The organism is Devosia sp. BK, assembly GCF_032907385.1.
Classification (GTDB): Bacteria; Pseudomonadota; Alphaproteobacteria; order Rhizobiales; family Devosiaceae; genus Devosia.
In genome coordinates this window covers 365,637-390,796 of sequence record NZ_JAIMBX010000003.1, presented here as the reverse complement: position 1 = coordinate 390,796, position 25,160 = coordinate 365,637, and the positions used below count along the sequence as shown (strand labels likewise).

Below are 25,160 nucleotides of genomic sequence, written 5' to 3'. Positions count from 1 at the left end.
CCCTCCTTTCCCGTTTCTCCCCGGTAGCCCGATCCCATGACCGATCTTTCAGCCTCGAATTCCCGCTTCAGCTTCAAGCCACCGTCCGTCAAGACAGTGCTCGATACGCTGCGTTCGGGCGATATCGCCCTGGCCTCCGGCGTCATGGGTCTGATCGTCATCCTGATCGTGCCGCTGCCCGCGCTGATGGTCGACGCGCTGCTCGCCATCTCGATCGTATTCTCAGTGATGATCCTGATGACGGCACTCTTCATCCAGAAGCCGCTTGAATTCTCCTCCTTCCCGACGGTGCTGCTGATCGCGACCATGCTGCGTCTCGGCATGAACCTGGCGACCACGCGCCTCATCCTCTCGGAAGGTCACAATGGGTCGGCGGCGGCCGGTCACGTCATCGAGGCCTTCGGCAACTTCGTGACGCGCGGCAACTTCGTCATCGGGATCGTGATCTTCATTATCCTCGTGATCGTGAACTTCATCGTCATCACCAAAGGTTCTGGCCGTATCGCCGAGGTCGCAGCGCGTTTCTCCCTGGATGCCATGCCCGGCAAGCAGATGGCCATCGACGCCGACCTTTCGGCGGGCCTGATCGACGAAGACACCGCCAAAAAGCGCCGCGCCGAACTCGAAGGCGAAAGCGCCTTTTTCGGTAACATGGACGGTGCGTCCAAATTCGTGCGCGGCGACGCCATTGCCGGCCTCATCATCACCTTCATCAACGTCTCGGCCGGCATGGCCATCGGCATCTTCCAGGAAGGGCTTTCGGCCGGTGAAGCCGGCCAGGTCTATACGCTCCTGACCATCGGCGACGGCCTCGTCTCGCAGATCCCGGCGCTGATCGTTTCGACCGCTGCCGGTATTCTCGTGTCGAAGTCGGGTGTGACCGGTTCGGCCGACAAGGCGCTGACCAGCCAATTCGGCGGCTATCCCAAGGCGCTCGGCATGGCGTCGGCCGTCATGGCCGCTCTCGCCCTCCTGCCGGGCATGCCGCTCATCCCATTCATGGCGCTTTCGGGCGGTGTTGGTTATGCCGCCTACCGCGCCTCGAAGAGCAAGACGGTTCGCGATGTGGCCGAACGCGCCAAGGCCGTGGCCGATGCCGCGACCAAGGCTGCGGGTGGTACGCCGGGCCAGCCTGCCGCTGGTGGTGCGCCGGCAGGCGAACCGCCGATCAGCGAAAGCCTCAAGATCGACGATCTCAAGCTCGAACTCGGCTATGGCCTCCTCGGCCTCGTCAAGGAAGACGACAGCGGCACCGATCGCCTGACCGAGCAGATCAAGGCGCTCCGCCGCCAGCTCGCGCTCGAACTCGGCTTCGTCATGCCGCCTGTCCGAATTCTCGACAACATGCAGCTCGAGCCCAATGACTATAAGGTCCGGATCAAGGAAGTGGAATCGGCGCACGGCCAGATCCACGCCAACCTCCTCATGGTCATGGACCCTTATGGCAATCCGATCGACCTGCCGGGCCACCAGACGACCGAGCCGACCTTCGGCCTGCCCGCAACCTGGATCGATCCGGCCCTGCGCGACGAAGCTGAGCTCCGTGGCCTCTCGATCATCGACCCATCGACCGTTATCTCGACCCACCTGACCGAAGTACTGAAGGCAAACGTTGCTGAACTCCTCAGCTACGCCAATGTGCAGAGCCTCCTTTCGGGTCTGCCGAAGGACCAGCAGAAGCTTGTCGAAGACATCATCCCGAGCCAGATCTCGGTTTCCGGTGTGCAGCGCGTGCTGCAAGCGCTCCTCACCGAACGTATCTCGATCCGCGATCTTTCGACCATTCTCGAAGGCATTGCCGAAGTCGCCGGCCCCGGCCGTTCGATCCAGTCGATCACCGAACATGTGCGTTCGCGCCTTGCCCGCCAGATCTGCGCCGCCAATCTCGGCCAGGACGGCAACCTGCCGCTCCTGACACTCTCGCCGCAATGGGAACGCGACTTTGCCGAAGCCATGGTTGGCGAAGGCGAATACCGTCACCTCGCCATGGCACCGAGCCGCCTGCAGCAGTTCATCGCGGCGGTCGGCCAGGGCTTTGAGCGCGCCGCTCAGCAGGGCGAATTGCCGGTAATGATCACCTCGCCTTCGATCCGGCCACATGTCCGCGCCATCATCGAACGCTTCCGCCCGCAGACGGTGGTGATGAGCCAGAACGAGGTTCACCCGCGCGTGCGCCTCAAGACGGTGGGCAGCGTTTAAGGGCTAAGGCAGAGTTGGAAACAAAAAGGGCGACCCCAGGGTCGCCCTAATTCATTTGGTCATGCCGCCCGGAATGATGGGAGGTAGATCGAGAACCGAAGCTTCCTTGGAGGTATCGACCTCGATCTCTTCGGCGAGCTCGCGCTCTGCCTGATACCAAAAATCCTGCTCCTGGCCCTCGGGCTGACCGGCCAGATCCCAAAGCTGATAGGCCCGGTCGCGGATCTTGTCTTCCTCGTAATGTGCCATGCATCCCTCCTCGTCTTGACGACTTTGGTTAACGCCGGGCAGAGGCGAGAGTTGCCGACCGCTTAGCGCTGCGTGAGAGCGAGCTTGGCACCAAGCGCCACAAAGGCGGCGGCAAAGGATCGGCGCATCCAGACCATGATGGCGGGCCGCGAGACGACCTGATTGCGGATGGCAGCAGCAAAGAGCCCATAGAGCGCGAAGACCACGAAGGTCATCATCATGAAAACCCCGCTCAATTGCAGCATCTGCGGCACGGCGCCAGGTGCGTCCGCCGGCACGAATTGCGGCAGGAAGGCAAAAAAGAAGATCGAGAGTTTTGGATTGAGCAGGTTCATGAGGATGATTTCGGTCGCCATGTCCTTGAGTGGCTTCCTCGCCTCATCCGCATTGACGGCAAGCGATCCGGTTTCGCGCAAAGTCGCCCAGGCCATGTAGAGGAGATAGGCGACGCCGAGATATTTGATGATCTCAAAGGCCATGGCGCTAGCGTGAAGGATCGCGGCGAGACCTGTGATGGCGGCAATCATGTGCGGGACGATGCCGAGCGTGCAGAAAAACGCGGCCCAGAGACTGGCGCGTGCCCCGCGGCCAAGGCCTGCCGCGATGGTGTAAAGCGCTCCGGCGCCGGGCGAAACGACGACGATCAAGGTGGTGATCAGGAATTCAACGGTCATGCATCGGCCTCCTTGGGCGCTGCGACCATCTCGCCTGCGCTGCCCGCGGGCAAGACCCCGGCAGATTTATCCACCGAGGCCTTGGATCTGGTTCAGCTCTGCGTGCCGAATGGAGTGGGCGAATAGGCGTTGGAATTGGAATTGTGCTCCTCGCCTTCACTGGCGCGGAAATTGCCGTCGCTGCCCTCGGCGCGGAGGCTGTTTTCCGCATCGAGCCAGAACTCGACATCGCGGCCTTCGGGCTCTCCGGCTTGCTTCCAGAGCCAGCGGGCCCGTTCGCGGATGCTGTTTTCGTTGATGTCCATGTCAAATCCTCCTGAAATGGCTTTGGTCTAGACAAGTCACGCGGCAACCGCGTGACAGCGCGGCCGGCAACGAGAATTTTGCAAGGACCGGAACGGGCCAGCACGCCCGACATTGTTCCGGACGCGACAGCGAGGGCCCCATGCAGCTTTTTTCCTGCGATCACTGCGGCAATACGATCTATTTTGAGAACAATCTTTGCGAGCACTGCGGCCACGCTCTCGGCTATCTGCCGGAGGAAAATGCGCTGGTCTCGCTCGACCCCGCAGGCGACAACGTGTGGACAGCGCCTGCCATGCCCGGCAAGACCTATATCTATTGCGACAACGCGCGCCACGCCGCCTGCAATTGGCTGGTGACCAAGGAAGAGGGTGGATCGATCTTCTGCCTCGCCTGCCAGCATAATGAGACCATTCCCTCGCTCGACGACCCACATAATCTCTCGCGCTGGCAGACGATCGAACGCGCCAAGAAACGGTTGTTTTACTCGCTGCTCCGCTTGGGTTTGCCGCTCGAAACGCGCGCGGAAAATCCGGAACATGGTCTCGCTTTCCGGTTCCTCGCCGATGGCGATGGCAATGCACCGGTGATGACCGGGCATGAAAACGGCATCATCACCATTTCGCTCGCCGAAGCGGACGATGCAGAACGCGAGCGGCGGCGCACCGGCATGGGCGAACCCTATCGCACGCTCCTCGGCCACTTCCGCCACGAGATCGGGCATCACTATTGGGATTTGCTCGTGCGCGAAAAGCCACAGGAGGCACGGTATCGCGAACTTTTCGGGGACGAGCGCGCCGATTATGGGCAGGCACTCAAGACCTATTACGCCAATGGCGCGCCGGCCGGTTGGCCCGCGACCCATATCAGTGCCTATGCGACCGCCCACCCTTGGGAAGATTTTGCCGAAACCTTCGCCCATTATCTCCACATCACCGACACTGTGGAGATGGCTGCCGCTTTTGGCATTCGCGCAAAACCCAGAACGGGGGACGATAGTCTCGCGCTGCCGCCTGTTCGCTTCGATCCCTATATGGCGCCCGATATGAGCGAGATCGTCGATAACTGGATTCCGCTGGCGTCGCTGCTCAACAATCTCAACCGGGCTATGGGCCAGACCGATGCCTATCCCTTCGTGCTGTCACCGCCCGTGATCGACAAGCTCGCCTTCGTCAACGATCTGGTGCATCAGGCGCCAGCGCTTGAACAACTAGCGGCTCTCGAAGCGGTGGAATGAGAGAGGCAGGCGGTCGTTGGCGCTTCACCGCGCAGCGGCCGCCTGCTACATCCGGTTCATGTCCAGCCTTACCATTCTCACCGTCCCCGCCTTCTCGACCCTCTGCAACGCCGCCTTTGCGCTCCGGCGCGAGGTGTTTGTTTGGGAGCAAAAAGTGCCGGAGGAAGAGGAGAACGACGAACTCGATCTGACGGCGACGCACTACGTGGCGATTGCCGATGGCGAAGTGGTCGGCACCCTAAGGCTCATCGATTATCCCGAGCACATCAAGATCGGCCGTGTCGCCGTGCGCCTCCATTATCGTGGCCGGGGCGTCGCGCGCCAGTTGATCGAAGCCGCAATGGCAGATGCGCGCCAAGATGGCCGAGACAGGTTCTATCTCACTGCCCAATCGGACAAACTCGGCCTATATCATAAGTTAGGTTTCGTCGAATTCGGGCCCGAATTTCTCGACGGCGGCATGCCGCATCGGGCGATGCGCGACTACGATAAAGATACCGCAACCTTATCCAATTAAGTCAAATTTAACGCATTAACCCGGCCAGCGGACTCCTGCCCTAATTCCTGCGCTATTGTGGATCTGTCGCTCATAGAGCGCGTCCTGCCGGGCGGCAACTAATGTGTGGTGCTACGGCAAGAACGCGAATTCTTGTCTTTTCGCAGGACGCGACTAATCCGCCAGGGAGGCGGAAAGGGCCGGCACCGCCTAGGCGGAAGCCGGCCTTTTCAATTTTTCTGCAGCAAATATTTCATGGTTCCCGAACAATCGGAAAAAATTGCTCGGGAACGGGTCGTGGGGACGTGACGTTGTCTCATCATAACGGCCCATGCGGTGCTACCGGCAAGTAATCACCACATGGGCCTGTTCATGAAAACGATGAACCTTTGGAGCCTACAATGATCCGCACGCTTTTGACTACTACGGCCGTTGCCGTGCTCATGGGTACCGCTGCTATTGCCCAGACCACGCCTGCTCCTGCCACGACGGAAACTCCGGCCATGGGCACCGAAGCTCCGGCAACCACCACTGAAACGCCAGCTATGGGCACTGAAACCCCAGCTGCTCCGGCAACGAGTGTTGAAGCTGCGCCTGTTGAATCTGGTGCTATGGAAGAAACCGACGTCAATGAGCCTTGGGATATGTCGGCCGGCTACACTGCCGCTGATACCGATAACCTCGGTTCGCGCCTGATCGGCCAGCCCGTTTATTCGAGCGCCGGTGATGACGCTGAAGAAATCGGCAATATCAGCGACCTGGTTTTCGACGCTGATGGCCAGATCACTGCTGTGGTGATCGGCGTTGGTGGTTTCCTCGGCATCGGCGAAAAGAGCGTTGCCGTTGACTTCAAGGCGCTTGAATTCACCGTTGCTGCCGACAACACCGAACGTTGGGTTGTTCCGACCACGGCTGATGCCCTGACCGCAGCTCCCGACTTCGTCTGGGCTGACGATGAGCCCGTCGATGGCGCGAACGACGCGATGGCCCCTGCTGCTGACGGCATGACCCCAGCCGCTCCGGCTGACACGATGGCACCGGCAGCACCGGCCACCACCAACTAAGTTTCTCATAGGTCCTTGCTCACTGAGGACCCATGAAAAAGAAAAGGCCCGCTTCTGCGGGCCTTTTTTCGTCTGACGAACAGATGCGCTTCAGAAGTAGCGCTGGGCACTAGCGCTTGAGAAAGCGCTGACGAGCCACTTCGTCGAAATCTGCTTGTTCAAGCTTGTTCTGTTCCTGGCGCTCGCGCTCATGCTCGCGCTGATCGAGCAGCTCGACCTTTTTCAGGTCTTCGAGCGCTTCGGCGAGCTGATCTTGCGCATTTTCAAGCTTGCCGCGCATATCATTGGCCGAAGCCAAGAGATTGTCGCGGCGCTGGAGAGCGGCCTTGGCAAAGGTGGAATAAGCAAAATGAGCGACATCGGAAATGCCGGTCTTGGTTTGCTCGATCTCGATCTGCTGATCGAGCTCGGAGGCCATGCGCTCGAAGTCCGCGACCATCATTTCGATCTGCATAACCTGCCGGCGCTTCTCGTCGACATTGAACTTCTTGAGCCGAATGAGGCTCTCGCTGCGCGATTTCAAGACCTGTACTCCTTACACATCAAGCCAGTTCCGAAAAGGCGTTAAGCCCTCCCGATCGACCCTAAGCATCGGCTTCCGCGATGATTTCCGCCAGGCGTCGATAGCCTTCGGCAACCGTCGTGGTCTCTTCCCGCTGCTGGCTCAAAAACGCCTCCAGCTTCGGGTTGATACCGATAGCAAGGTCCACATTCGGATCCGACCCTTTGCGGTATGCCCCCAACCGGATCAGCTCCTCCATGTCCGAGAATATGGACATGAGCTCCCTCGCCCTTGCCAGTACCGGCCGAAAATCGGGCGGTACGCACCCTGGCATGGTGCGCGAGATGGACCGGAGCACGTTGACGGCAGGATAACGTCCCCGCTCGGCAATTCCGCGCTCCATCACGATGTGCCCATCAAGAATGCCGCGCACGGCATCCGCAATTGGCTCATTGTGATCATCACCTTCCACCAAAACGGTAAAAAGTCCGGTAATAGAACCGGTCGTAGGCGTCCCTGGGCCGGCTCTTTCGAGCAAACGTGGCAATTCTGTGAAAACTGTCGGTGGATAACCCTTGGCGGTAGGGGGTTCGCCGATGGAAAGACCGATCTCACGCTGCGCCATGGCAAAGCGGGTGAGCGAGTCCATCATACACAGAACACGCTTGCCCTCGTCGCGGAAATATTCCGAGAGCGAGAGGGAAATATAGGCAGCCTGCCGGCGCATGAGCGCGGCTTCGTCCGAGGTCGCAACGACGACGACGGCGCGGCGAAGGCCCTCTTCGCCGAGATATTCCTGAATGAACTCGTGCACCTCGCGGCCACGCTCGCCGATAAGGCCGATCACCGAGACGTCCACATTGGTATTGCGCGCCAGCATCGACATCAGGACGGACTTGCCGACGCCTGAGCCGGCAAAGATGCCCATGCGCTGGCCTTCGCACAGCGTCGTGAATGTATTGAGCGTACGCACGCCAAGATCGAGCGGCGCACCGACGCGGACGCGATCATGCGCGGCAAGTGGGGATTGACGAAGAGGATAGGATTTGGCGCCACGCTGGAGCGGACCGAGCCCATCGATCGGCTCGCCATTGGCATTGATGACCCGGCCGAGCCACGACATCGAGGGATTGACCGCCCCGTCATGGCGCTTGAAGACGGCCTTGCAGCCAAGGCGCACACCGCTCAATTCACCAAAGGGCAGACAGAGCGCATGGCCATCGCGAAAGCCGATGATCTCGGCAGCTAGTGTATCGCCATCGCTGCCCTCGATCATGACGCGGCCACCAACGCGCAGTTCGCGCACGGGACCAACGACTTCGATAAGAAGGCCCTGGACCGATTTGACGCGCCCGAAAACCTCTACGTCGTCTATCGCATCGATGGCTGAAATCAGCGCCTTCATGAGTGGTCCTGCAACCCCGGTTCGGAAGAGACATGGTTTACGCGACAGCTCGAATCGAGCCCGTCACGAATCGCAAGATAACCGAACATTAACCAAATTTCGCTACTGGCTGAGCGGTCGGGTCCAAGGCAGGCAAAGGCCGAACTATGCCCAAAATCCCGGCACGACGACGAATGGATGAGTCGACTGAATCGCTTGTAGGCAACTTTTAACGTAATACTTTAAGAAATTTTCATCCGTTTTATGTTGCAATTTCAGACACTTAAACTTAAATCGTCCTAACGTCGTTTGCGTATTGCCGAACCGAATTAAACTTTGTTAACTATTTGAGCTTAGGCTTCAGTCATATCCAGTAGGGTTGGAGCGCGTGGGACGACTTGTCATCCACCGCGCAGGTTCCAGCAGGAACGAATGACAAGGGGAATATAATGCGGGTACTCCTCATCGAGGACGATAGCGCCACGGCGCAGAGCATCGAATTGATGCTCAAGTCTGAAAGTTTCAACGTCTACACCACCGATCTCGGTGAAGAGGGCGTCGATCTCGGCAAACTCTATGACTACGATATTATCCTGCTCGATCTGAACCTGCCTGACATGAGCGGCTATGAGGTCTTGCGGACCCTGCGCGTCGCCAAGGTTCAGACGCCGATCCTGATCCTCTCCGGTCTTGCCGGCATCGAGGACAAGGTACGCGGTCTCGGCTTCGGCGCCGATGACTACATGACCAAGCCATTCCACAAAGACGAACTCGTGGCCCGCATCCACGCCATCGTCCGTCGCTCCAAGGGCCATGCCCAGTCGGTCATCTCGACCGGCGATCTCATGGTCAACCTCGACACCAAGACGGTCGAAGTCCAGGGCGCTCGCGTTCACCTGACGGGCAAGGAATACCAGATGCTGGAGCTGCTTTCGCTCCGCAAGGGTACGACCCTGACCAAGGAAATGTTCCTCAACCACCTCTATGGTGGGATGGACGAACCCGAGCTCAAGATCATCGACGTCTTCATCTGCAAGCTGCGCAAGAAGCTCAGCGTCGCAACTGCAGGCAAGAATTACATCGAAACCGTCTGGGGCCGTGGTTACGTGCTGCGCGAGCCTGACGAGGCCGATGCCTATAGCGAAAACGTCGCCTAAGCGACCGCATCGCTTCAGCGTCATTCGTAAAAAACCCCGCTCAACGGCGGGGTTTTTTATTGCCCAAAAAATCGCATCTGGCGTGTCGAGCAAAGCTAGGCCCACTCGTCGTTTCATCGAAAGCGCACTTCAAGTGCCAAGCCGATGGAGAAGATCGATGTTGCGTTCCCTGACCATTGCCGCAGCCATTCTGCTGACGACTTTAGGCGCTCAGGCCCAAGCCGAAACGAAGGGCGACTATGCCGACGTCAACGGCATGCGCATGTATTACGAGGTTTCGGGCGAAGGCGCGCCGATCGTCGTTCTGCATGGCGCCTATATGAATATCCCGGCCATGGGTGGGATTATCCCCGCACTCGCCAAGACCCACACCGTCTATGCGCTCGAATTTCAGGGCCATGGACGCACCGAAGACATCGACCGGCCGGTGACCTATCCCAATCTTGCGAGCGACGTCGCGGCGTTCATGGACGATGTCGGGCTCCAAAAGGCCGATATCTTTGGCTATTCCATGGGCGCGGCGGCCGCCTTGCGGCTTGCCATCGACCATCCCGAAAAAGTCGATCACCTGATTACCGCCTCGGTGAGCTATGACATGTCGGGCTCGCAGCCGGCATTCCTCGCCATGATCCCGACAATGGTGCCCGAAATGTTCGTCGGCACGCCCATGGAGGACGCCTGGAAAACCCTCGCGCCTAATCCTGAAGGCTTCCGGCCATTTGTCGAGCGCATGATAGCGCTCGAGCATGAGCCGATGGCCTGGGGCGAGGACGTCAAGAAGCTGACAATGCCGGTGCTGATCATTGGAGGAGATTCCGACATGATGACCCTCGAGCATCTCGTCAGCATGTACCGCCTGCTTGGCGGCGGCGAGCCCGGCGATATGGGCAAGCCTCTTTCCGCCTCACGCCTTGCTATTCTCCCGGCGACCTCGCACACGGCCGTCATCGATCAGGTAGATCCGCTGATGGGCTTCATGGAGCCTTTCCTCAAGGGCGAAACGCCCAAGGGCATGTTCGATCAATAGTGGTTGGGGCCGGAGAGATGCAGTCCGGCCTTTTTCTCGCGTCTTTTCGCTGGCACTTTGCCCAGCGATCTGGAGGAGCCGATGAGCAATCGCACCGAAACGGACAAAGCCATCACGACTGTCTGGCGGCAGGAACAGGCGCGGCTCATCGCGAGCCTCACCCGTGTCGTCCGCGACATCTCGCTGGCCGAGGAGCTGGCGCAGGACGCGCTGATGGCTGCGCTCAAGCATTGGCCGGAAACTGGCGTGCCGCGCAATCCCGGCGCCTGGCTGATGCAGGCGGGCAAGCGAAAGGCAATCGACTATTTCCGCCACCGCAAAATGGCGGCGGGAAAGCTCGAGGAAGTCGGGCGCACCATGGAGGAAGACGTGCCTGACGCCGAAACTGCCATCCACGACAGCATGGACGACGATGTCGGCGACGATCTCCTGCGCCTGATTTTCACCTCCTGCCATCCCATCCTGCCGGCTGAAAGCCGCGTTGCGCTGACCCTGCGCCTGATCGGCGGCTTGACGACCGAGGAGATCGCCCGGGCCTTCCTTGCCAATGACACGACCATCGGCCAGCGGATCGTCCGTGCCAAGCGCACCATTGCCGATGCGGGACTGCCCTATGAAGTGCCGCGCGGCGCCGAGCGGGTCGAGCGGCTCGCCTCGGTTCTGGGTGTGCTCTACCTCATTTTCAACGAGGGTTATTCTGCCACCGCTGGGGAAGACTGGATGCGGCCGCAGCTTTGCGAAGAGGCGATGCGTATGGGGCGTATCCTGACGCAATTGATGCCGGAGGAAGCCGAAGTCCATGGGCTTCTGGCGCTAATGGAAATCCAGCATAGCCGGGTCACTGCCCGCACCAATGCCAAGGGCGAGCCGATCCTGCTGCCGGACCAGAACCGGGCACTCTGGGATCAATTGATGATCCGCCGCGGCCTGAACGGGCTGCAACGCGTGACGGCACTCGGTGGCGACACTGGCCCCTATGCCCTCCAGGCGGCGATTGCCGCTTGCCATGCGCGGGCGCGGCGGGCCGAGGACACCGACTGGCGCCGGATCGCCTCGCTCTATGCGCTTTTGGTAGAGGTGATGCCCTCGCCCGTGGTCGAGCTCAATCGGGCCGTGGCGGTTTCAATGGCCGAGGGCCCTGCCCCGGCACTCACGCTCGTCGACGCCATCCGGTCAGGTGGTTTGCTCGACAATTATCACCTGCTTTACGGCGTCCGTGGTGATCTCCTGAGCAAGCTCGGGCGGCACACAGAAGCCAATCTCGATTTCCGCCGCGCAGCGGAGCTCACGCGGAACGAGCGCGAAAAAGCCTATCTCCTCGGACGCGCCGATGAGGCGATGTCAGCGCTGACGGCCTGACGATCAGGCCGCGACGATGGCGGGATCGAATTTGGCGGCCAGGATCGCGCGATCGAAAGGCTTCATCATATAGTCGTTGGCCCCGGCCTTGCGGGCCATGGCGATGGCGCCGATGTCGTTCTCGACTGTGCAATAGACGATATGGGGCGTCTCGCCACCGATATAGGCCCGCAAATGCTTTAGAAATTCGAGCCCGCTCATGATCGGCATCTGCCAATCGAGGAGGATCGTGTCAGGCATGTTGACCTTGCACTTTTCGAAGGCTTCCTGCCCGTCTTCGGCCTCTTCGACCTCATAGTGCAAATCTTCGAGAATGCGCCGCGCGACCTTCCGGACGACGCTGGAGTCGTCAATGATCAGGCAGGTTGGCATCTAAAAACTCCGGGCAGCAAGGGCAACCCGGAGTATGCAGCGCAACTGGTTCGAGAAAGGTTAGCGCATACCGCTCGAAAATGGGGACTGATCCCCAAAAAGCGACATGCGCCAGACAGATGCGCCGGTTAGTCGGCCTTGACGTCTTCGGACTTGGTCTCTTCGACCTTCACGTCTTCCGCCTTCGTTTCTTCAGCGGCCGATGCTTCCACGGCGTCCTTGGACTTGGGCAGAGCGGTAAAGAAGAAAACGTCCTGCTCGATACCGATATCGAGCTCCATATCGGTCATGCGGGCGAGAAGACCGGTGTAGAACGGCTGGATACCGCGCGCATCGACCGAGCCTTCATCGGGCATGCCCGACAAAAGGCCGGCAGAGCCTGAGGGGACCAGCGTCTTCTGGCGCTTTTCTGGATCGCTCTTGGAGCTGAATTCAAACTTTTCTTCGCCCGCAGGACCCGAAATACGCGCGCTAACCTGGCCGCCGCGCGGCACCGAACCTGCTGCAATCAGCAGCATGTTCATGAAAAGCTTGGCTTTGTGCTTGGGCAGAAGGATCAGTGGCACATCCCATTCAAGATCGGCCTTTTCGATGTCAAAGAGGATGCGCGCAACGCGCTCGCATTCGCGTGTGTCGATATCGGTGCCAGCGGTCGAGGACGCTCCATAGGCGAGACGGGCAAATTCGAGCTTGGCGCGGCTCTGCTTGGCCGCGCTGGCGATCAGGTCGCGGGCGCCCTCCGACATATCGGCCTGGTTGGGATCGGCCAGGACTTCGAGGCCATTGCCGATGGCGCCGATGGGATTGATGAGGTCATGGCAAACCCGCGAGCAGAGCATGGCAGCGAGGTCTGTTGCCTTGAGCTCAATGATATCGGTCATCGTCGGTCTCCATACGCCCTCGCGCAAGGCAGAGGGGAATCAGTGTTGCGAAAGGATAGTGGGGAGCGTTGCCGAGCACTACTGCGTCGACAGTGTTTTGGATAAAGTGGGCCAGTTCTTGGCGCCGTTGCGCGCCGCAGCATCGGGCGCGAGGAGAAATGCCTCGCGGTTGGAGGCGGAATAAAAGAGAAAAAGCCGTTCCTTGAAAACGGTGTACATCCGCGGATCGGAATCCGACACAAAGCCACGCGCCATGCTCATGGCCCCATGGCCGCCATATTGAGGCGCATAAATTTCCGGATGTTTTTTGAAAACCTCCATATTGGCCTCGTTGGCAAAGTGCCAAGGCGCGCCTTTCCAGGAGAATTCGAACTCGGGCTTGCCGGGCAGCGGTGCCGGATCGGTGAAATAGGATACCGGATCCATGCCGCCGATGGCGATGCCGGTCAGGGGATCGGTGGTGATATAGCTCACGACCGATTGGGCGACTGCCGGGCTGAACTGGGCCGAAACCGGCCCGAAAAGCGGCAGAAGCACGGCAAACATGGTTAAGATTTGTTTAGAGGTTTGCTTCATGATCTGGCTCAGGAACGGCACGACGTCGACGGCAAATGTGCCGCAAAGACCTTAATGTCTTCGTAACCACGCTGAGCCGCCAAGGGAGCAGACCATGTTCAAACGCCTCGCCAAGATTGGCGCCCTCATTCTGGCGCTCGCCATGCCTGCGGCCGCCCCCGCTTTCGCGCAAGGCTCATTGAGCGATACCTATTCCGGCCAAGAACTGGTCGAGAGCGGACACCAGTTTTTCGGTTCCGCCTCCCAGGGCCTTGCCTCTGTCGTTGAAAAGGCCGTGAGCCAGTTCGGCTTGCCCAATGGCTATATTCTCGGCGAGGAAGCCGGCGGCGCCCTGTTCATCGGGGCCAAGTACGGCGAGGGCAAGCTTTTCACCCGCAATGCGGGAGAATATTCAATCTATTGGCAGGGTCCGAGCATCGGCTTCGACGTTGGCGGCGATGGCTCAAAGGTCATGATGCTGGTCTATAATCTCAACGCCATCCAGGAAATCCTTGGCCGCTACCCCGGTGTTGATGGCTCGGCCTATGTGCTCGGCGGCTTCGGCATGACAGTGACGAAGCGCGGCAATGTCGTCGTGGTGCCCATCCGCTCGGGCGTCGGCGCGCGTCTCGGGATCAATGTCGGCTATCTCAACTTCACCAACGAGCCTACCTGGAACCCCTTCTGATCGGTTCAAGCGATAAAACGTGTAGGCAAGCCGGGGCACTTTCCCCGGCTTTTTCGTGACGGTGAGCCCCAAAGCCGTTAGGGTTAATCTTCGGCAAAGATGGTCAGGCTAGACCGGTCCGGCTTATTAATCCGTTGGGTCTGCCGGTGCAGCCGGAGTATGCGCGATGCTGATCGAAAACATGATGTATTTTGCGCTGGGCCTCTTAGCTGCGGGGTTGATCGCGCTCATCATCATGCCCGCGGTGTGGAAGCGCGCCGTGCGCCTCACCAAGCGCCGCATCGAGGCAGCGACCCCGATTACCCTTTCAGAATTCCGCGCCGACAAGGACCAGTTGCGCGCCGAATTCGCGCTCTCGACCCGTCGGCTCGAAATGAATGTCGAGGCTCTGCGCAAGCGCCTTGCCGAACAGCTCAGCGACGTCAATCAGAAGCGCACCGATCTCGGCGCGCTCAAGGCCGAACGCGACAAGCACCTCTCCGTCGTCACCGAACTCGAAGCGCGGCAGGAAGAACTGCGGGCGCGCATTCTCGAGCTCGAAAAGGAAGGCACCGACCTTGCCCAGCGGTTGCGCATGCGCGAACGCGATGCCGAAGCGCGGCAGGGCGAAATCGAAAATCTGCGCAGCAATCTGCGTGGTGGCCTCCCTGCTTCGACCATGGCGCAGGAGATCGGTCTTCTCGGCGATTATGAAGAAGACATGGAGCGCCTGATGACGGCGCTGGCCGTCGAGCGCAAGCGCGCGGCTTTCCTGGAAGATCAGGCCCGCAGCCTCATCGAACGCCTCGAAAATTCCGATCGCCGCTCGACGGAATCGACTGCCGCGATTGCCGCCATGCGCAATGCCCTCGCCCGCCGCGACGCCGATCAGGAAGAAAGCGCCGAGGCGTTGACGGCAGCAGAGGCGCGGATTGCCAGCGCCGAAAACCGCCTCAACGCCCTGCTCGCCGAAAGCAGCGAGGCGGTTGCACAAAGCAATGGCCGCGCCGAGCAGCTTCTAGCCGACAAGCTCAACCTCGAAGACGAGGTCGAAAAGCTGCGCAAGAAGGTCGCTAATGTGGAATCCTTCATTCTGGCCGATTGGGACACCGAGCGGATGGAAGAGGCCCATCTGCGCGAGCGGCTCAACGATATCGCAGCTAGCGTCAGCAAGCTCGTCTATGCGGTCGACAATGACGCGCCGCTACAGGACGAGGTCGAAGAAAGCCTCTTTGACCGCGTCCAGCGCTTTGCCGACGATGGTGAATCCATGGGCACGCTCGAGCCCCCGCCGAGCGAAGGTCCGCGTCGTGGGTCGGTGTCGGACCGCCTGCAGGCCCTGCGGGAAATTCAGGGGCGCTAGGGGCGAAAGCCCATGGCCCTACTCCGCCGAAATCGCTGTCGTCTGCCGCAGTTCACCGGTGCTCGCGTCAAAGACTGAGAGCATTACCGCGCCGCCGGCCTGATAGGTCACCTGGATCGTGCCATCGACACTGAGTGCCGAGAGCACTTCGGCGCCGGCAGGGACGCTGACGGTTTCGGCGATCGTGGGCGGCGGGGCATCGCGCATGACGCGATAGACAATCGCAAAGCCAACCGCCATAAAGCCGAGCAACATGATGCCCATGGCGAAACCCGCCGAGCGGCGTGCTTTTCCAATAGCGGCATTAGCCTCCGGCGTGAGCTCCCTCTCGTCAGGAAAGGGCGTATTGCCGGACTTGTCAGGATCACTCATGGCAGACGAAACCATTTCCGAATTCGAGGGCGAGCCGATCGAGCTTGTCGTCGATGAAACAGTGGCCGGCGGACGGCTCGATGCCGTTCTCGCCAAGGAACACGATGTCCTGAGCCGTAGCCGGATCAAGGACCTGATCCTTGAAGGCGCTGTCACGATCGACGGCAAGACCGTCAGCGAACCCAAATACCGGCTGAAGGCGGGCGAGACAATCGTCCTTCTTGCCCCACCCCCGGAAGATCCTGAACCGGTGGCGGAAAATATCCCGCTCGACATCCTTTACGAGGATGACGAACTCATCGTGATCAACAAGCCCGTCGGCATGGTGGTTCACCCCGCACCCGGCTCGCCCAATGGCACCTTGGTCAATGCGCTGATCTACCATTGCGGCGAAAGCCTCAAAGGCATCGGTGGCGTAAAGCGGCCGGGCATCGTCCATCGGCTCGACCGCGACACGTCAGGCGTCATGGTCGCGGCGAAGACCGATCGGGCGCATAAGCACCTTTCGGCCCAGTTTGCTGATCACGGTCGCACCGGTCCCCTCCATCGCGCCTATACTGCCTTTGCCTGGGGCACGACGCAAAGCGCGCTCGGTACGGTCGATGCGCCCCTCGGCCGCGACCCCGGCAATCGCTTGAAACAGGCGGTACGCAAGGATGGACGCGAGGCAATCACCCATTATGCGGTCGAGGCGCGCTATGGCGACGAGCGCTGGGATATCACTCGCATCCAGTGCCAGCTCGAAACCGGACGCACGCACCAGATCCGCGTGCACATGGCTCATATTGGCCATCCACTGGTCGCCGACCAGGTATACGCGTCTGGTTTTGCGACAAAGCTCAATCGCCTGCCCGAAGAATTGGCCGATGCCGTCCGGGCTTTGGGCCGGCAGGCGCTGCACGCTGCCGAACTCGGTTTCGAGCATCCCGTCACCGGCGAAGAGATGACCTTCGAGGCCGATTTGCCCGATGATCTGCAGGCACTCGAAGATGCGCTTGAGCCATTCGACAAGGCATTCGCCCGATAATATCGCGCGGTTGGCGGCGTCGCTCACCCAAGGGTGATCGAACTGCCTGGGGACCTGAGGCGTATACCTATCAGGCAGTTCGAATGCTGGCAGGAACCTTATCCGAATTGTAACGTTCGGACGTCTTTTGCCTCTTAAATTCGCCAAACTGCCGCCTATATATGGCGGTGCGTCTCGTCTTGTGCCGCAAGGACAAGAGGAGATTTTCCGCCCGCGCCATGCGGGGGAATCACGAAAGGGGGTGCACAATGGCCCAAACGAATCTGCCTGTCCTCTCGTCTGAGGGCGGACTTAGCCGTTACCTTCAGGAAATACGCCGGTTTCCCATGCTGGAACCCGATGAAGAATACATGCTTGCCAAGCGCTACAAGGAACATGCCGATCCCGGCGCGGCGCAGAAGCTGATCACCAGCCATCTGCGTCTGGTCGCCAAGATTGCCATGGGCTATCGCGGTTATGGCCTGCCGATTTCCGAAGTCATTTCGGAAGGCAATGTCGGCCTCATGCATGCGGTCAAGCGCTTCGAGCCTGAAAAAGGCTTCCGCCTTGCGACCTATGCCATGTGGTGGATCCGCGCCGCGATTCAGGAATATGTCCTGCGCTCGTGGAGCCTCGTCAAAATCGGCACGACTGCCGCTCAGAAGCGTCTGTTCTTCAACCTGCGTAAGGTGAAGGGCCAGATCGCGGCTTTGGAAGAGGGCAGCCTTCATCCCGACCAGATCAAGCAGATCGCGACGACGCTCAAGGTGACCGAAGCCGATGTCGTGTCGATGAACGCTCGCCTTTCGGGTGATGCCTCGCTGAACTCGCCCATGCGGGCTGACGAAGGCTCGTCGGAATGGCAGGATTGGCTCGTCGACGACACGCCGGACCAGGAAACGAGCCTCGGCGAAACGCAGGAGTTCGACGAGCGCATGGGCCTTCTTACCCAGGCTATGGACGTGCTCAACGAACGCGAGCGCGCCATCTTCCAGGCTCGCCGCCTGCAGGACAATCCGTCGACGCTCGAAGAGCTGGCGCAGCAATATGACGTCAGCCGCGAGCGCATCCGCCAGATCGAAGTCCGCGCCTTTGAAAAGGTTCAGGAAGCGGTCAAGGAAGCGGCTCGTCCGCACTGATCGACGACATCATGAGATGACGAAGGCGGGCCAAGTGCCCGCCTTTTTAGTTTTCAGGAATGGACGCCAGCCAGAGCGTGAACGGATCGTCCGCCGGAGCATTTTCGAGAGGCCCAAGAATTTCCGACGCCGTACGCGGGATGGTGACGGCAAATGTCTTGCTGACGAATTGCCGGAACTCGGCTGGCGGGCTGTAGGGCGGCACGTTTTCCGCGCCGACGGCGGCCACGAGATTGGCATGCTCTTCTTCCGGGGTAATGCCAAAATATTCCGGCCAGCACAGTTCGCCATAGCCGATTGCCATAAGCCGCAGCATATCGACGGGATTCTCGGTTAGCGTTGCCATCAGCACGGACCCGGACCCTGAGCCCATGTGGACGATGGAGAGACCGCCATCGTCACGACGCCACAGCGCAGCGTAGGAGCCTTCGCCGCCGGTCGGGATAATGGGCGCAAGGCGCTCGGTGTAGGCTTTGTCATCCGTACCAAGCCAGGCATCGACATGGCCAGGATCGACCGGCTTGAAGCCGGTTTCACTGGTGAGTTGGGCATCGGCCGGTTTGACAAAGGCCATGCTGCCATCGCGGACAAAATTGTTGGCGTCGAGCCAGTCGATCGTGGTGACGAAGGCTTCTGGTAGTTCCATGCCGGGCGGCAGCGAAGCCGCGATCGCTTGCGTAAAACTGCTCATGGCAAATCCTCCGCCTGTCAGAAGCGGAGTGGCGGCGAGACCTGCAAGCACGCTGCGCCTACGCACTCTTGCGCGCCTCTTCGATCAGATCCCAAAGGCGCTCCTTGCCGAGAATAAGGAGCCACGGCGTGTCGTCCTCAGGCTCGACCACCACCTCTCCACCTGTGCCTTCGTTCGATGTGCCGATGAGGCCTCCCGGCTCGAGCATGAGGCCATCCATGGGGTAATAAAGCCCGGTCGATCGGCGGAACTGGATCTGCACCAGCGGGTGGATCGACACACGTTCTTTCTGCGCCGCGTCGAAAGCGATGCAGCCGGTCACTGCGAGCGCGACATCGGTTTCATCGACCAGCAGTAATTTGCGCATCTGCGCATATTGGAGGACCGCGCTGAGCGCGGCGAGCGTATGGTCGAGGCGTTTACCGGTCATCCCAAGGGCAAGGGTCACCGGGGCACTGGTCGAATAGAGCGCCTTTTGGAAATCGGTGGTGATCTGCTCGGGGATATGGATGACGCGCGTGCGCTGCTCCCACCCGGCTCGATCGGATAGAGAATCGAGATCGCCGATGATCGCATCGGGCGTCAGGCCCGCCGCGCCAATCGCGTCGCCGCCGCCATCGGCACCGACCAGCGCAATGCCGCGCGCGGCCAGATCCTGCAAAAGCGCGATATCGACGGCACCGCCCCCGACAATGGCCATAGGCCGTTGAAAGACCAGCGGCACTGCGCCTGCGCCGCTTCCTGAAGTCACTTGCACTGTCACAATTCTCTCAATATGGTCCGAGCCGTCTCGCTGGGGTGTTCCGGATCATGTCCGGAGCTGAGAGTTACCCATAGAACCTGAACCAGGTCATGCTGGCGGAGGAAGTTCGAGATGGCAAGGGCGTCTCTTCGCGTCCTCTCCATTGACTTATCCCTTCTCCCATGGCCGCAACCGTTGAAGGGATGACCCAATGGTCAAATCCACTTGCCTCGCGCTTGCGGTCCTTTTTGGATTGTCTGCCGTTTCTGCCCATGCGCAGGATGTACCCACGCTCACCATCTACACCTATGACGGCTTTGCGGCCGAATGGGGTCCCGGCCTGCAGCTTTCCGCAGCCTTCGAACCCGTCTGCGGCTGCAAGCTCAATTGGGTCGCCGCCGACTCCTCCATCGGCACCCTCCGCCGCGTGCAGCTTGAAGGCGCCACGACCGAGGCCGACCTCATTGTCGGGCTCGACACCGCCATTGCCGGCGAAGCCCGCGCCACCGGGCTTTTTGCCGATCATGGCCTGACGCTCGACAAGCTCGACCTGCCGGAAGCCTGGACGGATGCGCAATTCGTGCCGTTCGACTATTCGCATTTCGCCTTCATGTATGACACCGACCGGACCGCGACCCCGCCCAAGAGCTTTGAAGAGCTCATCGCCATGCCGGACGATTTCAAGATCGCCATCCAGGACCCGCGTTCGGCAACGCCGGGCCTTGGGCTCGTCCTCTGGATCAAGGCCGCCTATGGCGACCGCGCGCCGGAAATCTGGGCCGGTCTGAAACCCCATATCCTGACCGTAACGCGCGAATGGAGCGAGAGCTATTCGCTCTTCCTCGATGGCGAGGCCGACATGGCGCTCTCCTATACGACCTCGCCCGCCTACCACATCATCGAAGAAAACGACGACACGATCAAAGCGGCGCTGTTCGAGGAAGGGCATTATCCGCAGATCGAAGTCGCCGGGATTTTGAAATCCTCCAAGCATCAGGAGCTCGCCAAGCAGTTCCTTGAATGGTTCGCTTCGCCGGAGGGTCAGAAGATCATCCCGACGACCAATTGGATGTTCCCGGTGGTCGATCTTGGAGCTGATCTGAACCCAGCCTTTGCCAGCTTGCCGCAGCCTGAAAAGACCTTGCGGTTGAGCGACGAGGATATCCTGGCGCATTCGTCCGAGTGGATCGACGAGATGCTGGCAGCGGTGCAATAATAAATGCTCTGCACAAACTCGATATGGCACATCCCCCTTGACGAGGGAGGTTGGGAGGGGGTGTCGGCAGCCACAACGCTATTGTGGCTCACTCCCCCCTCCCCAACCCTCCCCGCAAGGGGGAGGGTGCCGTTCAGTGCGTGTGGCCACTCATGCTGACCCTCCCCCACCGCCCCACCCGCATCGCCATCTCCGAAGCCCTCGCCCTTGCCATTGCCGGCCTCATCGCCTCCGTGCTCTGGGCCATCTTCTCCGCCGCCACCGACGCCAGCGGCTCCTCGCGCGTCGATATTCCGCACCTCCTGCGGATGACCGCCATCCAGGCGGGTTTTACCACCATCCTGTCGCTCTCCGTCGGCACGGCCCTCGCCTGGGCGCTCAATCGCTTGCGCTTTCTGGGGCGCGACCTGGTGGTCGGGCTCTTTGCCGCCGCCATCGTTACGCCCGGCATGGTCGTCGCGTTTGGTCTACTTTCCATCTGGGGCCGCAATGGCTGGATCAACCAAGCGAGCGAAACGCTATTCGGCTTTTCGATCGGCAATCCGGCCTTTGGGCTTTCAGGCATTCTGTTGGCTCATGTCATTCTCGACGGCGCCTTTGCCGCGCGCATTCTTCTCGCACGACTCGATGCCATTCCGCAAAGCAAGCTCAAGGTCGGGCAATCGCTGGCCCTATCAGCGAGACAACGGTTTCGGCTGATCGATTGGCCCGCCATGCGCACCAGCCTGCCAGGCCTCGGCGCCATCATCTTTCTCCTCGCCTTTACGAGCTTCCCGATCGTGCTGCTGCTCGGCGGCGGACCAGCAAACCAAACGCTAGAGGTGGCCATCTATTCGGCGGTGCGGCTCGATTTCGATCTTGTCGGCGCCGTGCGACTGGCCCTGACCCAGATCGGGGTCTGCGCGCTCGTCATCCTCCTCGCATCAAGCACGACGCCCGTCGTCAGCGTCCAAGGCCGCTCGCTGCCGCCAACTTGGCGCGATGGTTTTGGCGCGCGCGTCCTGCAGGGGCTGATATTGGCTCTCGCCACCGTTGGCTTCGCCCTGCCGCTTGTCTCCGTGCTGATTGACGGGCTCGGCTTCGGCCTCCTCCGTGTGTTGGCCCAAGCGACATTCTGGTGGGCGCTGAGCACGAGCCTCGTGATCGGCAGCGCCTCCGCGGCCCTGACGCTGGTTCTGGCTCTGGCGCTGACCTTGGGCCGCGCTGCTAGCGGGTCACGCGCCGCGCGAACGCTGCTGGGCACGCCGAGTTTTGCCTATCTCGCTGTTCCGGCCGTCGTGCTCTCGCTCGGCTTTTTCCTGATCGTGCGCAATCTCGGCGTAGCGCCGGCGCAAGCCGCGCCGGTTGTCGTCATCATCGCCAACAGCCTCCTTGCCCTGCCCTTCGCCGTCGCGACGCTCGGCCCGCCACTCGATGCGGTCGCGCGGTCACGCGGAAAGCTCATCCGGTCTCTGGGCCTTTCCGGCTGGCAGCAGTTCCGGCTGGTGGAATATCCGCTGCTGGGCAAGGATATCGGCCTGATGCTGGCGCTGGCCTTCTGCTTCTCGCTCGGCGATCTCGGCGTCATCGCGCTGTTCGGCACGCAGGATTTTCAAACGCTGCCGCTGATGATGTTCCGCGCGCTTGGCGCCTATCGCAACAATGATGCTGCGGCCATCGCTGCAATCCTGCTCGTCGGCACCATTATCGCCTTCGTGGCTCTGCCCCGCCTTTTCGAAAGACTAGCCCATGCTTCGCGCTGACCACCTCGCCTTCGCCTATGGCGCTGACACGCAAACCTATGATTTCAGCTTTGCGGCTGAAGCTGGCGCCGTGACTGCGATCTCAGGCGCCAGCGGCTCGGGCAAATCGACGCTGTTCGATCTTCTGGCTGGTTTCTTGAACCCAAAAGGTGGGAGCCTCGATCTCGACGGACAAAATCTTCTGCCGCTCTCGCCGGAGACGCGCCCCATCTCACTGCTGCTGCAGTCCGACAATCTCTTCGAACATCTTTCAGCGCGTGAGAATGTCGCTTTGGGCCTAGCACGCAATGTCGGCAAGACGGAAACGCGCGAGCGCGTGGACGCCGTGCTGAAGCGCATGGGGCTTGAAAGCCTTGCCGATCAGACGGCAGCCACCCTCTCCGGCGGCCAGAAGCAACGTATAGCTCTGGCGCGAACGCTGCTACGCGACCGGCCGGCTCTTCTCCTCGACGAGCCGTTTTCCGCGCTCGACGACGACACGCGGCACGGCATTCGGGCATTGGTTGGAGAACTAACAAAAAGCGAGGGATGGCACACCATCCTCGTCAGCCATCACGAGGATGACATCACTGCGCTGGCGCAGCGGCGTTATCGACTAGAGAATGGTAGTCTTCGCGAGGCCTAAAAAAAAGGCCGCTGGTTTCACCCAGCGGCCTTTTGATTACTGTGCCCAGGCGGCGAACACTTCCTTGAAAAGCGCGTCCGCCTCGCTGTCTTTTTCGAGCGTCAGGATGGCGTTGCGGCCCGTCCCGTAGACGATCGCCAGATCGAGCCAGCGCCGGTTTTCGAGAAGGTTGACGTTGGCCGTCTCGTCATCTGGCGATGAACTCAAGGCAAAGAGGAAGCTATTGCCTACGATACGCGCCGAGGCGCCGACGAGCGGCGTGCCGGGCACAAGTTCTTCGTTCTTTAGGAGAACGCCTGGAAGGCTGGAAATCGAGCCGCCGACAAAGGTATCGCTGACGTCGAAATTGACTTCCATCAGGTGGCTGGCCGGCAGGCTTGGATCGGTATTCCGGCGGATCGTCACCGAGACATTGAGCGCACGTGCCGGAATGCTCGCCTTGCCAACGAGGGTCGGCTGACCGAGTTCATCTTCGCCCTTGGCCCAATCGACGGTACCAGAGAAGGGCACGGCGCCAGTGCGGCCATCGGACGAGGCCTCAAGCAGCAGCGACTGGCTGCCAGCGAGCACGGCCGGATCGACGCTATTCGCGGGATCGTTGGTTGCGGCGATGCTGGTATCGGCGCCCGAGAGGCGCTCTTCGGTCTTGACCTCACCGCCATTGAGCGAGGGCAAGGCTGTTTCAGTGCCATTAGGCGTAACCGCTTCTGGTGTCGGCTCCAAGCGATCTTCGGTGCCGTCGATCGACGTTGTCGGTTCGATCGTCGGGGTCGTCGCCGTATTGCCGGGGCCTGTCGTCGTCTCGTTGACGCTCGGCGCATCGAGCGTTGGCGTCGTTGCGATGGGTGTATCCGCCGTCTGGGTCACCGGTGCTGCGGCGCGGCCGAACATCTGGTCGAGGTCGACATAACCTTCGCGCCACGCCCAGAAACCGGCGCCACCGGCACCCGCGAGCAGCAAGGCAAAGACGATGAGGAAAATGGTCAGACCTGCACCCTGGCGACGCTGGCTGCCAGCCGTGTCAAAGGCACTCGGATCGGCATTGTCTTCGGCAAGGCCGGCATCGGCGAGAGCTGGAGTCTCTCCACTCGCCGTCGTTTCCGATACTTCGCCGCGTGCTTCGCGATCAAGCGTCTCGATGGCACGCTCGATGGCGCCTTCGGCTTCCTTGGCGCCGTCATCGATCTCGACTTCGCGCACGCTCGAGAGCGCGGTTTCGACCGGGCGCTCGACAACGGTGATCTCGGGCTCGATGACCGGCTGGCGCGCCAAAGCGGCGCTGCCGCCGAGCGAGGGCTCAACGCGGGCAACAGCAGACGCGGTGCCACCAAATCCGACAGCAGCAGCGGCACCAATGGCCGCAACGTCGCGGCGCGGCGTGAAATCGGGGCGCTTGAGCGGAACCGGCGCAACCGCGGGCGGCGGCACAAAATCGGGCTCATCGGATTTTGCGACGCCCGGACGTTCGGCCGGACGCAGCTCGAACGGCAGCGTCGAGGACTGGACCTTGGCGCCACCCGCATCGGCAGCCTGGCTAATGATTTCCTCGATCGAGAGGGTTTCATCCATCGGGCTTTGCGTGAGCGTATCGTCATCGGCAGGTTCGTCGACCGCCTCAACAATCGGTTCTGGCTCAGGCTCCGGAACATATTCCGGCTCTGGTTCAGGTTCGGGCTCCGACTGAACGAAAACCGGCTGCGGCGCTGGGCGCTCGACGGCTTGCGGCGGCACGAAACTTTGTGCAGGGCGCGGTTCGGGTGCAGTTGGTCGTGGGCTGATGACCGCGACTGGATCGGGCTCGGCGGGTTGTGGCGCGGGCTGAGGAGCCGCCGCTGCCGGTTTGGGCGCGAGCATGGCGTCGCGCCCAAGGCTGATGACGGCTTCGCTCGCTTCCTGCTCGACCTGACGGATGCAGTCTTCGAGCTGCAGGCGGTGCTGGGTGATTTCGCGAGCCGGCAAAGGAGGCTGGATAGACCGCAACTGCCCGACAAGGGCGGCGCGTGCCTTTTCGTAAACTGCGCGGCGCGCAGCTCCATTGTTCTCCGGCAGCGCCGAGATTGCTCGGCGCAACAGCTCCTTATAGTCCGCCATTGGCTACTGGGTACTCACAATTGCAGCGACGTCTTTTAGCAAGTTTT

General features: G+C 60.8%; 26 protein-coding genes and 1 riboswitch. Of the genes, 14 read left to right on the top strand and 12 right to left on the bottom strand.

Annotation, left to right across the window (positions count from 1 at the left end; translation table 11 throughout):
- The first annotated feature begins 36 nt into the window (after positions 1-36).
- On the top strand, positions 37-2,199 hold the full coding sequence (gene flhA / locus DevBK_RS17475) for a flagellar biosynthesis protein FlhA (protein WP_062629877.1): 2,163 nt from the start codon (positions 37-39) through the stop codon (positions 2,197-2,199).
- A gap of 51 nt (positions 2,200-2,250) precedes the next feature.
- Here flhA and DevBK_RS17470 read toward each other — a convergent pair whose 3' ends face one another.
- The 3 genes from DevBK_RS17470 to DevBK_RS17460 form a co-directional block, all read right to left on the bottom strand.
- The gene (locus DevBK_RS17470) at positions 2,251-2,448 is read right to left on the bottom strand and encodes a DUF2934 domain-containing protein (RefSeq protein ID WP_317186359.1); all 198 of its coding nucleotides are present in this window, start codon (positions 2,446-2,448) and stop codon (positions 2,251-2,253) included.
- Positions 2,449-2,510: 62 nt separating this feature from the next.
- Positions 2,511-3,122, bottom strand: coding sequence for a LysE family translocator (locus DevBK_RS17465; protein WP_317186358.1), 612 nt, complete (start codon positions 3,120-3,122; stop codon positions 2,511-2,513).
- 92 nt (positions 3,123-3,214) lie between these two features.
- Entirely contained in the window at positions 3,215-3,427 is a 213-nt protein-coding gene (locus DevBK_RS17460; protein ID WP_062629880.1) for a DUF2934 domain-containing protein, read from the bottom strand.
- A 140-nt stretch (positions 3,428-3,567) separates the two neighbouring features.
- Here DevBK_RS17460 and DevBK_RS17455 point away from each other — a divergent pair, with 140 nt between their 5' ends.
- The 3 genes from DevBK_RS17455 to DevBK_RS17445 all read left to right on the top strand — a co-directional run bounded on the left by DevBK_RS17455 (position 3,568) and on the right by DevBK_RS17445 (position 6,222).
- On the top strand, positions 3,568-4,662 hold the full coding sequence (locus DevBK_RS17455; RefSeq protein ID WP_317186357.1) for a putative zinc-binding peptidase: 1,095 nt from the start codon (positions 3,568-3,570) through the stop codon (positions 4,660-4,662).
- A gap of 58 nt (positions 4,663-4,720) precedes the next feature.
- Complete coding sequence (locus DevBK_RS17450) at positions 4,721-5,179, top strand: GNAT family N-acetyltransferase (RefSeq protein WP_062629882.1); 459 nt, start codon at positions 4,721-4,723, stop codon at positions 5,177-5,179.
- Between the two features lie 380 nt (positions 5,180-5,559).
- Positions 5,560-6,222, top strand: coding sequence for a PRC-barrel domain-containing protein (locus DevBK_RS17445; protein WP_061909140.1), 663 nt, complete (start codon positions 5,560-5,562; stop codon positions 6,220-6,222).
- Positions 6,223-6,331: 109 nt separating this feature from the next.
- Here DevBK_RS17445 and fliJ read toward each other — a convergent pair whose 3' ends face one another.
- On the bottom strand, positions 6,332-6,745 hold the full coding sequence (gene fliJ, locus DevBK_RS17440) for a flagellar export protein FliJ (protein WP_061909142.1): 414 nt from the start codon (positions 6,743-6,745) through the stop codon (positions 6,332-6,334).
- Between the two features lie 61 nt (positions 6,746-6,806).
- The gene (gene fliI / locus DevBK_RS17435; RefSeq protein ID WP_061909144.1) at positions 6,807-8,129 is read right to left on the bottom strand and encodes a flagellar protein export ATPase FliI; all 1,323 of its coding nucleotides are present in this window, start codon (positions 8,127-8,129) and stop codon (positions 6,807-6,809) included.
- A gap of 428 nt (positions 8,130-8,557) precedes the next feature.
- Between fliI and ctrA the strand changes: the two genes are divergently transcribed.
- The 3 genes from ctrA (at position 8,558) to DevBK_RS17420 (ending at position 11,651) form a co-directional block, all read left to right on the top strand.
- The gene (gene ctrA, locus DevBK_RS17430) at positions 8,558-9,265 is read left to right on the top strand and encodes a response regulator transcription factor CtrA (RefSeq protein ID WP_061909146.1); all 708 of its coding nucleotides are present in this window, start codon (positions 8,558-8,560) and stop codon (positions 9,263-9,265) included.
- A 160-nt stretch (positions 9,266-9,425) separates the two neighbouring features.
- Entirely contained in the window at positions 9,426-10,292 is an 867-nt protein-coding gene (locus DevBK_RS17425) for an alpha/beta fold hydrolase (protein ID WP_410494101.1), read from the top strand.
- Between the two features lie 81 nt (positions 10,293-10,373).
- Positions 10,374-11,651 carry an RNA polymerase sigma factor gene (locus DevBK_RS17420; protein WP_317186355.1) on the top strand — a complete coding sequence of 426 codons (1,278 nt, stop codon included), beginning with the start codon at positions 10,374-10,376 and terminating at the stop codon, positions 11,649-11,651.
- A gap of 3 nt (positions 11,652-11,654) precedes the next feature.
- On the opposite strand, the gene DevBK_RS17415 is transcribed toward DevBK_RS17420, so the two are convergent.
- The 3 genes from DevBK_RS17415 to DevBK_RS17405 all read right to left on the bottom strand — a co-directional run bounded on the left by DevBK_RS17415 (position 11,655) and on the right by DevBK_RS17405 (position 13,480).
- The gene (locus tag DevBK_RS17415) at positions 11,655-12,023 is read right to left on the bottom strand and encodes a PleD family two-component system response regulator (RefSeq protein ID WP_061909152.1); all 369 of its coding nucleotides are present in this window, start codon (positions 12,021-12,023) and stop codon (positions 11,655-11,657) included.
- Between the two features lie 128 nt (positions 12,024-12,151).
- Complete coding sequence (gene chpT / locus DevBK_RS17410; RefSeq protein WP_317186354.1) at positions 12,152-12,904, bottom strand: histidine phosphotransferase ChpT; 753 nt, start codon at positions 12,902-12,904, stop codon at positions 12,152-12,154.
- Between the two features lie 78 nt (positions 12,905-12,982).
- On the bottom strand, positions 12,983-13,480 hold the full coding sequence (locus tag DevBK_RS17405; RefSeq protein ID WP_082461057.1) for a YHS domain-containing (seleno)protein: 498 nt from the start codon (positions 13,478-13,480) through the stop codon (positions 12,983-12,985).
- Between the two features lie 94 nt (positions 13,481-13,574).
- On the opposite strand from DevBK_RS17405, the gene DevBK_RS17400 reads away from it, so the two are divergent.
- Both DevBK_RS17400 and DevBK_RS17395 read left to right on the top strand, forming a co-directional pair.
- Positions 13,575-14,147 (top strand): DUF1134 domain-containing protein, encoded by a 573-nt coding sequence (locus DevBK_RS17400; protein ID WP_410494094.1) that lies wholly within the window; start codon positions 13,575-13,577, stop codon positions 14,145-14,147.
- Positions 14,148-14,313: 166 nt separating this feature from the next.
- On the top strand, positions 14,314-15,489 hold the full coding sequence (locus DevBK_RS17395; RefSeq protein ID WP_317186353.1) for a hypothetical protein: 1,176 nt from the start codon (positions 14,314-14,316) through the stop codon (positions 15,487-15,489).
- 18 nt (positions 15,490-15,507) lie between these two features.
- Here the strand turns inward: DevBK_RS17395 and DevBK_RS17390 are convergent, their stop codons facing one another.
- Positions 15,508-15,861, bottom strand: a complete 354-nt coding sequence (locus DevBK_RS17390) for a DUF6476 family protein (protein ID WP_062629889.1) — start codon at positions 15,859-15,861, stop codon at positions 15,508-15,510.
- On the opposite strand from DevBK_RS17390, the gene DevBK_RS17385 reads away from it, so the two are divergent.
- Positions 15,860-16,888, top strand: a complete 1,029-nt coding sequence (locus DevBK_RS17385; protein ID WP_061909162.1) for an RluA family pseudouridine synthase — start codon at positions 15,860-15,862, stop codon at positions 16,886-16,888. The genes DevBK_RS17390 and DevBK_RS17385 overlap by 2 nt on opposite strands.
- A gap of 248 nt (positions 16,889-17,136) precedes the next feature.
- Positions 17,137-18,006: an RNA polymerase sigma factor RpoH gene (gene rpoH / locus DevBK_RS17380; RefSeq protein ID WP_061909164.1), complete on the top strand. Its 870-nt coding sequence runs from the start codon at positions 17,137-17,139 to the stop codon at positions 18,004-18,006.
- Positions 18,007-18,052: 46 nt separating this feature from the next.
- Here rpoH and DevBK_RS17375 read toward each other — a convergent pair whose 3' ends face one another.
- Positions 18,053-18,697, bottom strand: a complete 645-nt coding sequence (locus tag DevBK_RS17375) for a hypothetical protein (protein WP_317186352.1) — start codon at positions 18,695-18,697, stop codon at positions 18,053-18,055.
- A 58-nt stretch (positions 18,698-18,755) separates the two neighbouring features.
- Positions 18,756-19,448, bottom strand: coding sequence for a thiamine diphosphokinase (locus DevBK_RS17370; RefSeq protein WP_317186351.1), 693 nt, complete (start codon positions 19,446-19,448; stop codon positions 18,756-18,758).
- A gap of 33 nt (positions 19,449-19,481) precedes the next feature.
- A riboswitch (TPP riboswitch) is annotated at positions 19,482-19,583 on the top strand.
- A gap of 67 nt (positions 19,584-19,650) precedes the next feature.
- Between DevBK_RS17370 and thiB the strand changes: the two genes are divergently transcribed.
- The 3 genes from thiB to DevBK_RS17355 all read left to right on the top strand — a co-directional run bounded on the left by thiB (position 19,651) and on the right by DevBK_RS17355 (position 23,022).
- Complete coding sequence (thiB, locus tag DevBK_RS17365) at positions 19,651-20,655, top strand: thiamine ABC transporter substrate binding subunit (RefSeq protein ID WP_317186350.1); 1,005 nt, start codon at positions 19,651-19,653, stop codon at positions 20,653-20,655.
- Between the two features lie 152 nt (positions 20,656-20,807).
- The gene (locus tag DevBK_RS17360; RefSeq protein ID WP_317186349.1) at positions 20,808-22,397 is read left to right on the top strand and encodes a hypothetical protein; all 1,590 of its coding nucleotides are present in this window, start codon (positions 20,808-20,810) and stop codon (positions 22,395-22,397) included.
- On the top strand, positions 22,384-23,022 hold the full coding sequence (locus tag DevBK_RS17355) for an ATP-binding cassette domain-containing protein (protein WP_317186348.1): 639 nt from the start codon (positions 22,384-22,386) through the stop codon (positions 23,020-23,022). The genes DevBK_RS17360 and DevBK_RS17355 overlap by 14 nt, the downstream gene beginning before the upstream one ends.
- A gap of 36 nt (positions 23,023-23,058) precedes the next feature.
- Here the strand turns inward: DevBK_RS17355 and DevBK_RS17350 are convergent, their stop codons facing one another.
- Positions 23,059-25,113 (bottom strand): hypothetical protein, encoded by a 2,055-nt coding sequence (locus DevBK_RS17350; RefSeq protein WP_317186347.1) that lies wholly within the window; start codon positions 25,111-25,113, stop codon positions 23,059-23,061.
- Positions 25,114-25,160 lie beyond the last annotated feature (47 nt).

Excerpts from the sequence above, each read along its gene's own strand:
- flhA (WP_062629877.1), top strand. The coding sequence starts at position 37 with ATGACCGATCTTTCAGCCTCGAATTCCCGCTTCAGCTTCAAGCCACCG.
- DevBK_RS17470 (WP_317186359.1), bottom strand. The coding sequence starts at position 2,448 with ATGGCACATTACGAGGAAGACAAGATCCGCGACCGGGCCTATCAGCTT.
- DevBK_RS17465 (WP_317186358.1), bottom strand. The coding sequence starts at position 3,122 with ATGACCGTTGAATTCCTGATCACCACCTTGATCGTCGTCGTTTCGCCC.
- DevBK_RS17460 (WP_062629880.1), bottom strand. The coding sequence starts at position 3,427 with ATGGACATCAACGAAAACAGCATCCGCGAACGGGCCCGCTGGCTCTGG.
- DevBK_RS17455 (WP_317186357.1), top strand. The coding sequence starts at position 3,568 with ATGCAGCTTTTTTCCTGCGATCACTGCGGCAATACGATCTATTTTGAG.
- DevBK_RS17450 (WP_062629882.1), top strand. The coding sequence starts at position 4,721 with ATGTCCAGCCTTACCATTCTCACCGTCCCCGCCTTCTCGACCCTCTGC.
- DevBK_RS17445 (WP_061909140.1), top strand. The coding sequence starts at position 5,560 with ATGATCCGCACGCTTTTGACTACTACGGCCGTTGCCGTGCTCATGGGT.
- fliI (WP_061909144.1), bottom strand. The coding sequence starts at position 8,129 with ATGAAGGCGCTGATTTCAGCCATCGATGCGATAGACGACGTAGAGGTT.
- ctrA (WP_061909146.1), top strand. The coding sequence starts at position 8,558 with ATGCGGGTACTCCTCATCGAGGACGATAGCGCCACGGCGCAGAGCATC.
- DevBK_RS17420 (WP_317186355.1), top strand. The coding sequence starts at position 10,374 with ATGAGCAATCGCACCGAAACGGACAAAGCCATCACGACTGTCTGGCGG.
- DevBK_RS17415 (WP_061909152.1), bottom strand. The coding sequence starts at position 12,023 with ATGCCAACCTGCCTGATCATTGACGACTCCAGCGTCGTCCGGAAGGTC.
- chpT (WP_317186354.1), bottom strand. The coding sequence starts at position 12,904 with ATGACCGATATCATTGAGCTCAAGGCAACAGACCTCGCTGCCATGCTC.
- DevBK_RS17405 (WP_082461057.1), bottom strand. The coding sequence starts at position 13,480 with ATGAAGCAAACCTCTAAACAAATCTTAACCATGTTTGCCGTGCTTCTG.
- DevBK_RS17400 (WP_410494094.1), top strand. The coding sequence starts at position 13,575 with ATGTTCAAACGCCTCGCCAAGATTGGCGCCCTCATTCTGGCGCTCGCC.
- DevBK_RS17395 (WP_317186353.1), top strand. The coding sequence starts at position 14,314 with ATGCTGATCGAAAACATGATGTATTTTGCGCTGGGCCTCTTAGCTGCG.
- DevBK_RS17385 (WP_061909162.1), top strand. The coding sequence starts at position 15,860 with ATGGCAGACGAAACCATTTCCGAATTCGAGGGCGAGCCGATCGAGCTT.
- DevBK_RS17390 (WP_062629889.1), bottom strand. The coding sequence starts at position 15,861 with ATGAGTGATCCTGACAAGTCCGGCAATACGCCCTTTCCTGACGAGAGG.
- rpoH (WP_061909164.1), top strand. The coding sequence starts at position 17,137 with ATGGCCCAAACGAATCTGCCTGTCCTCTCGTCTGAGGGCGGACTTAGC.
- DevBK_RS17375 (WP_317186352.1), bottom strand. The coding sequence starts at position 18,697 with ATGAGCAGTTTTACGCAAGCGATCGCGGCTTCGCTGCCGCCCGGCATG.
- thiB (WP_317186350.1), top strand. The coding sequence starts at position 19,651 with ATGGTCAAATCCACTTGCCTCGCGCTTGCGGTCCTTTTTGGATTGTCT.
- DevBK_RS17360 (WP_317186349.1), top strand. The coding sequence starts at position 20,808 with ATGCTGACCCTCCCCCACCGCCCCACCCGCATCGCCATCTCCGAAGCC.
- DevBK_RS17355 (WP_317186348.1), top strand. The coding sequence starts at position 22,384 with ATGCTTCGCGCTGACCACCTCGCCTTCGCCTATGGCGCTGACACGCAA.
- DevBK_RS17350 (WP_317186347.1), bottom strand. The coding sequence starts at position 25,113 with ATGGCGGACTATAAGGAGCTGTTGCGCCGAGCAATCTCGGCGCTGCCG.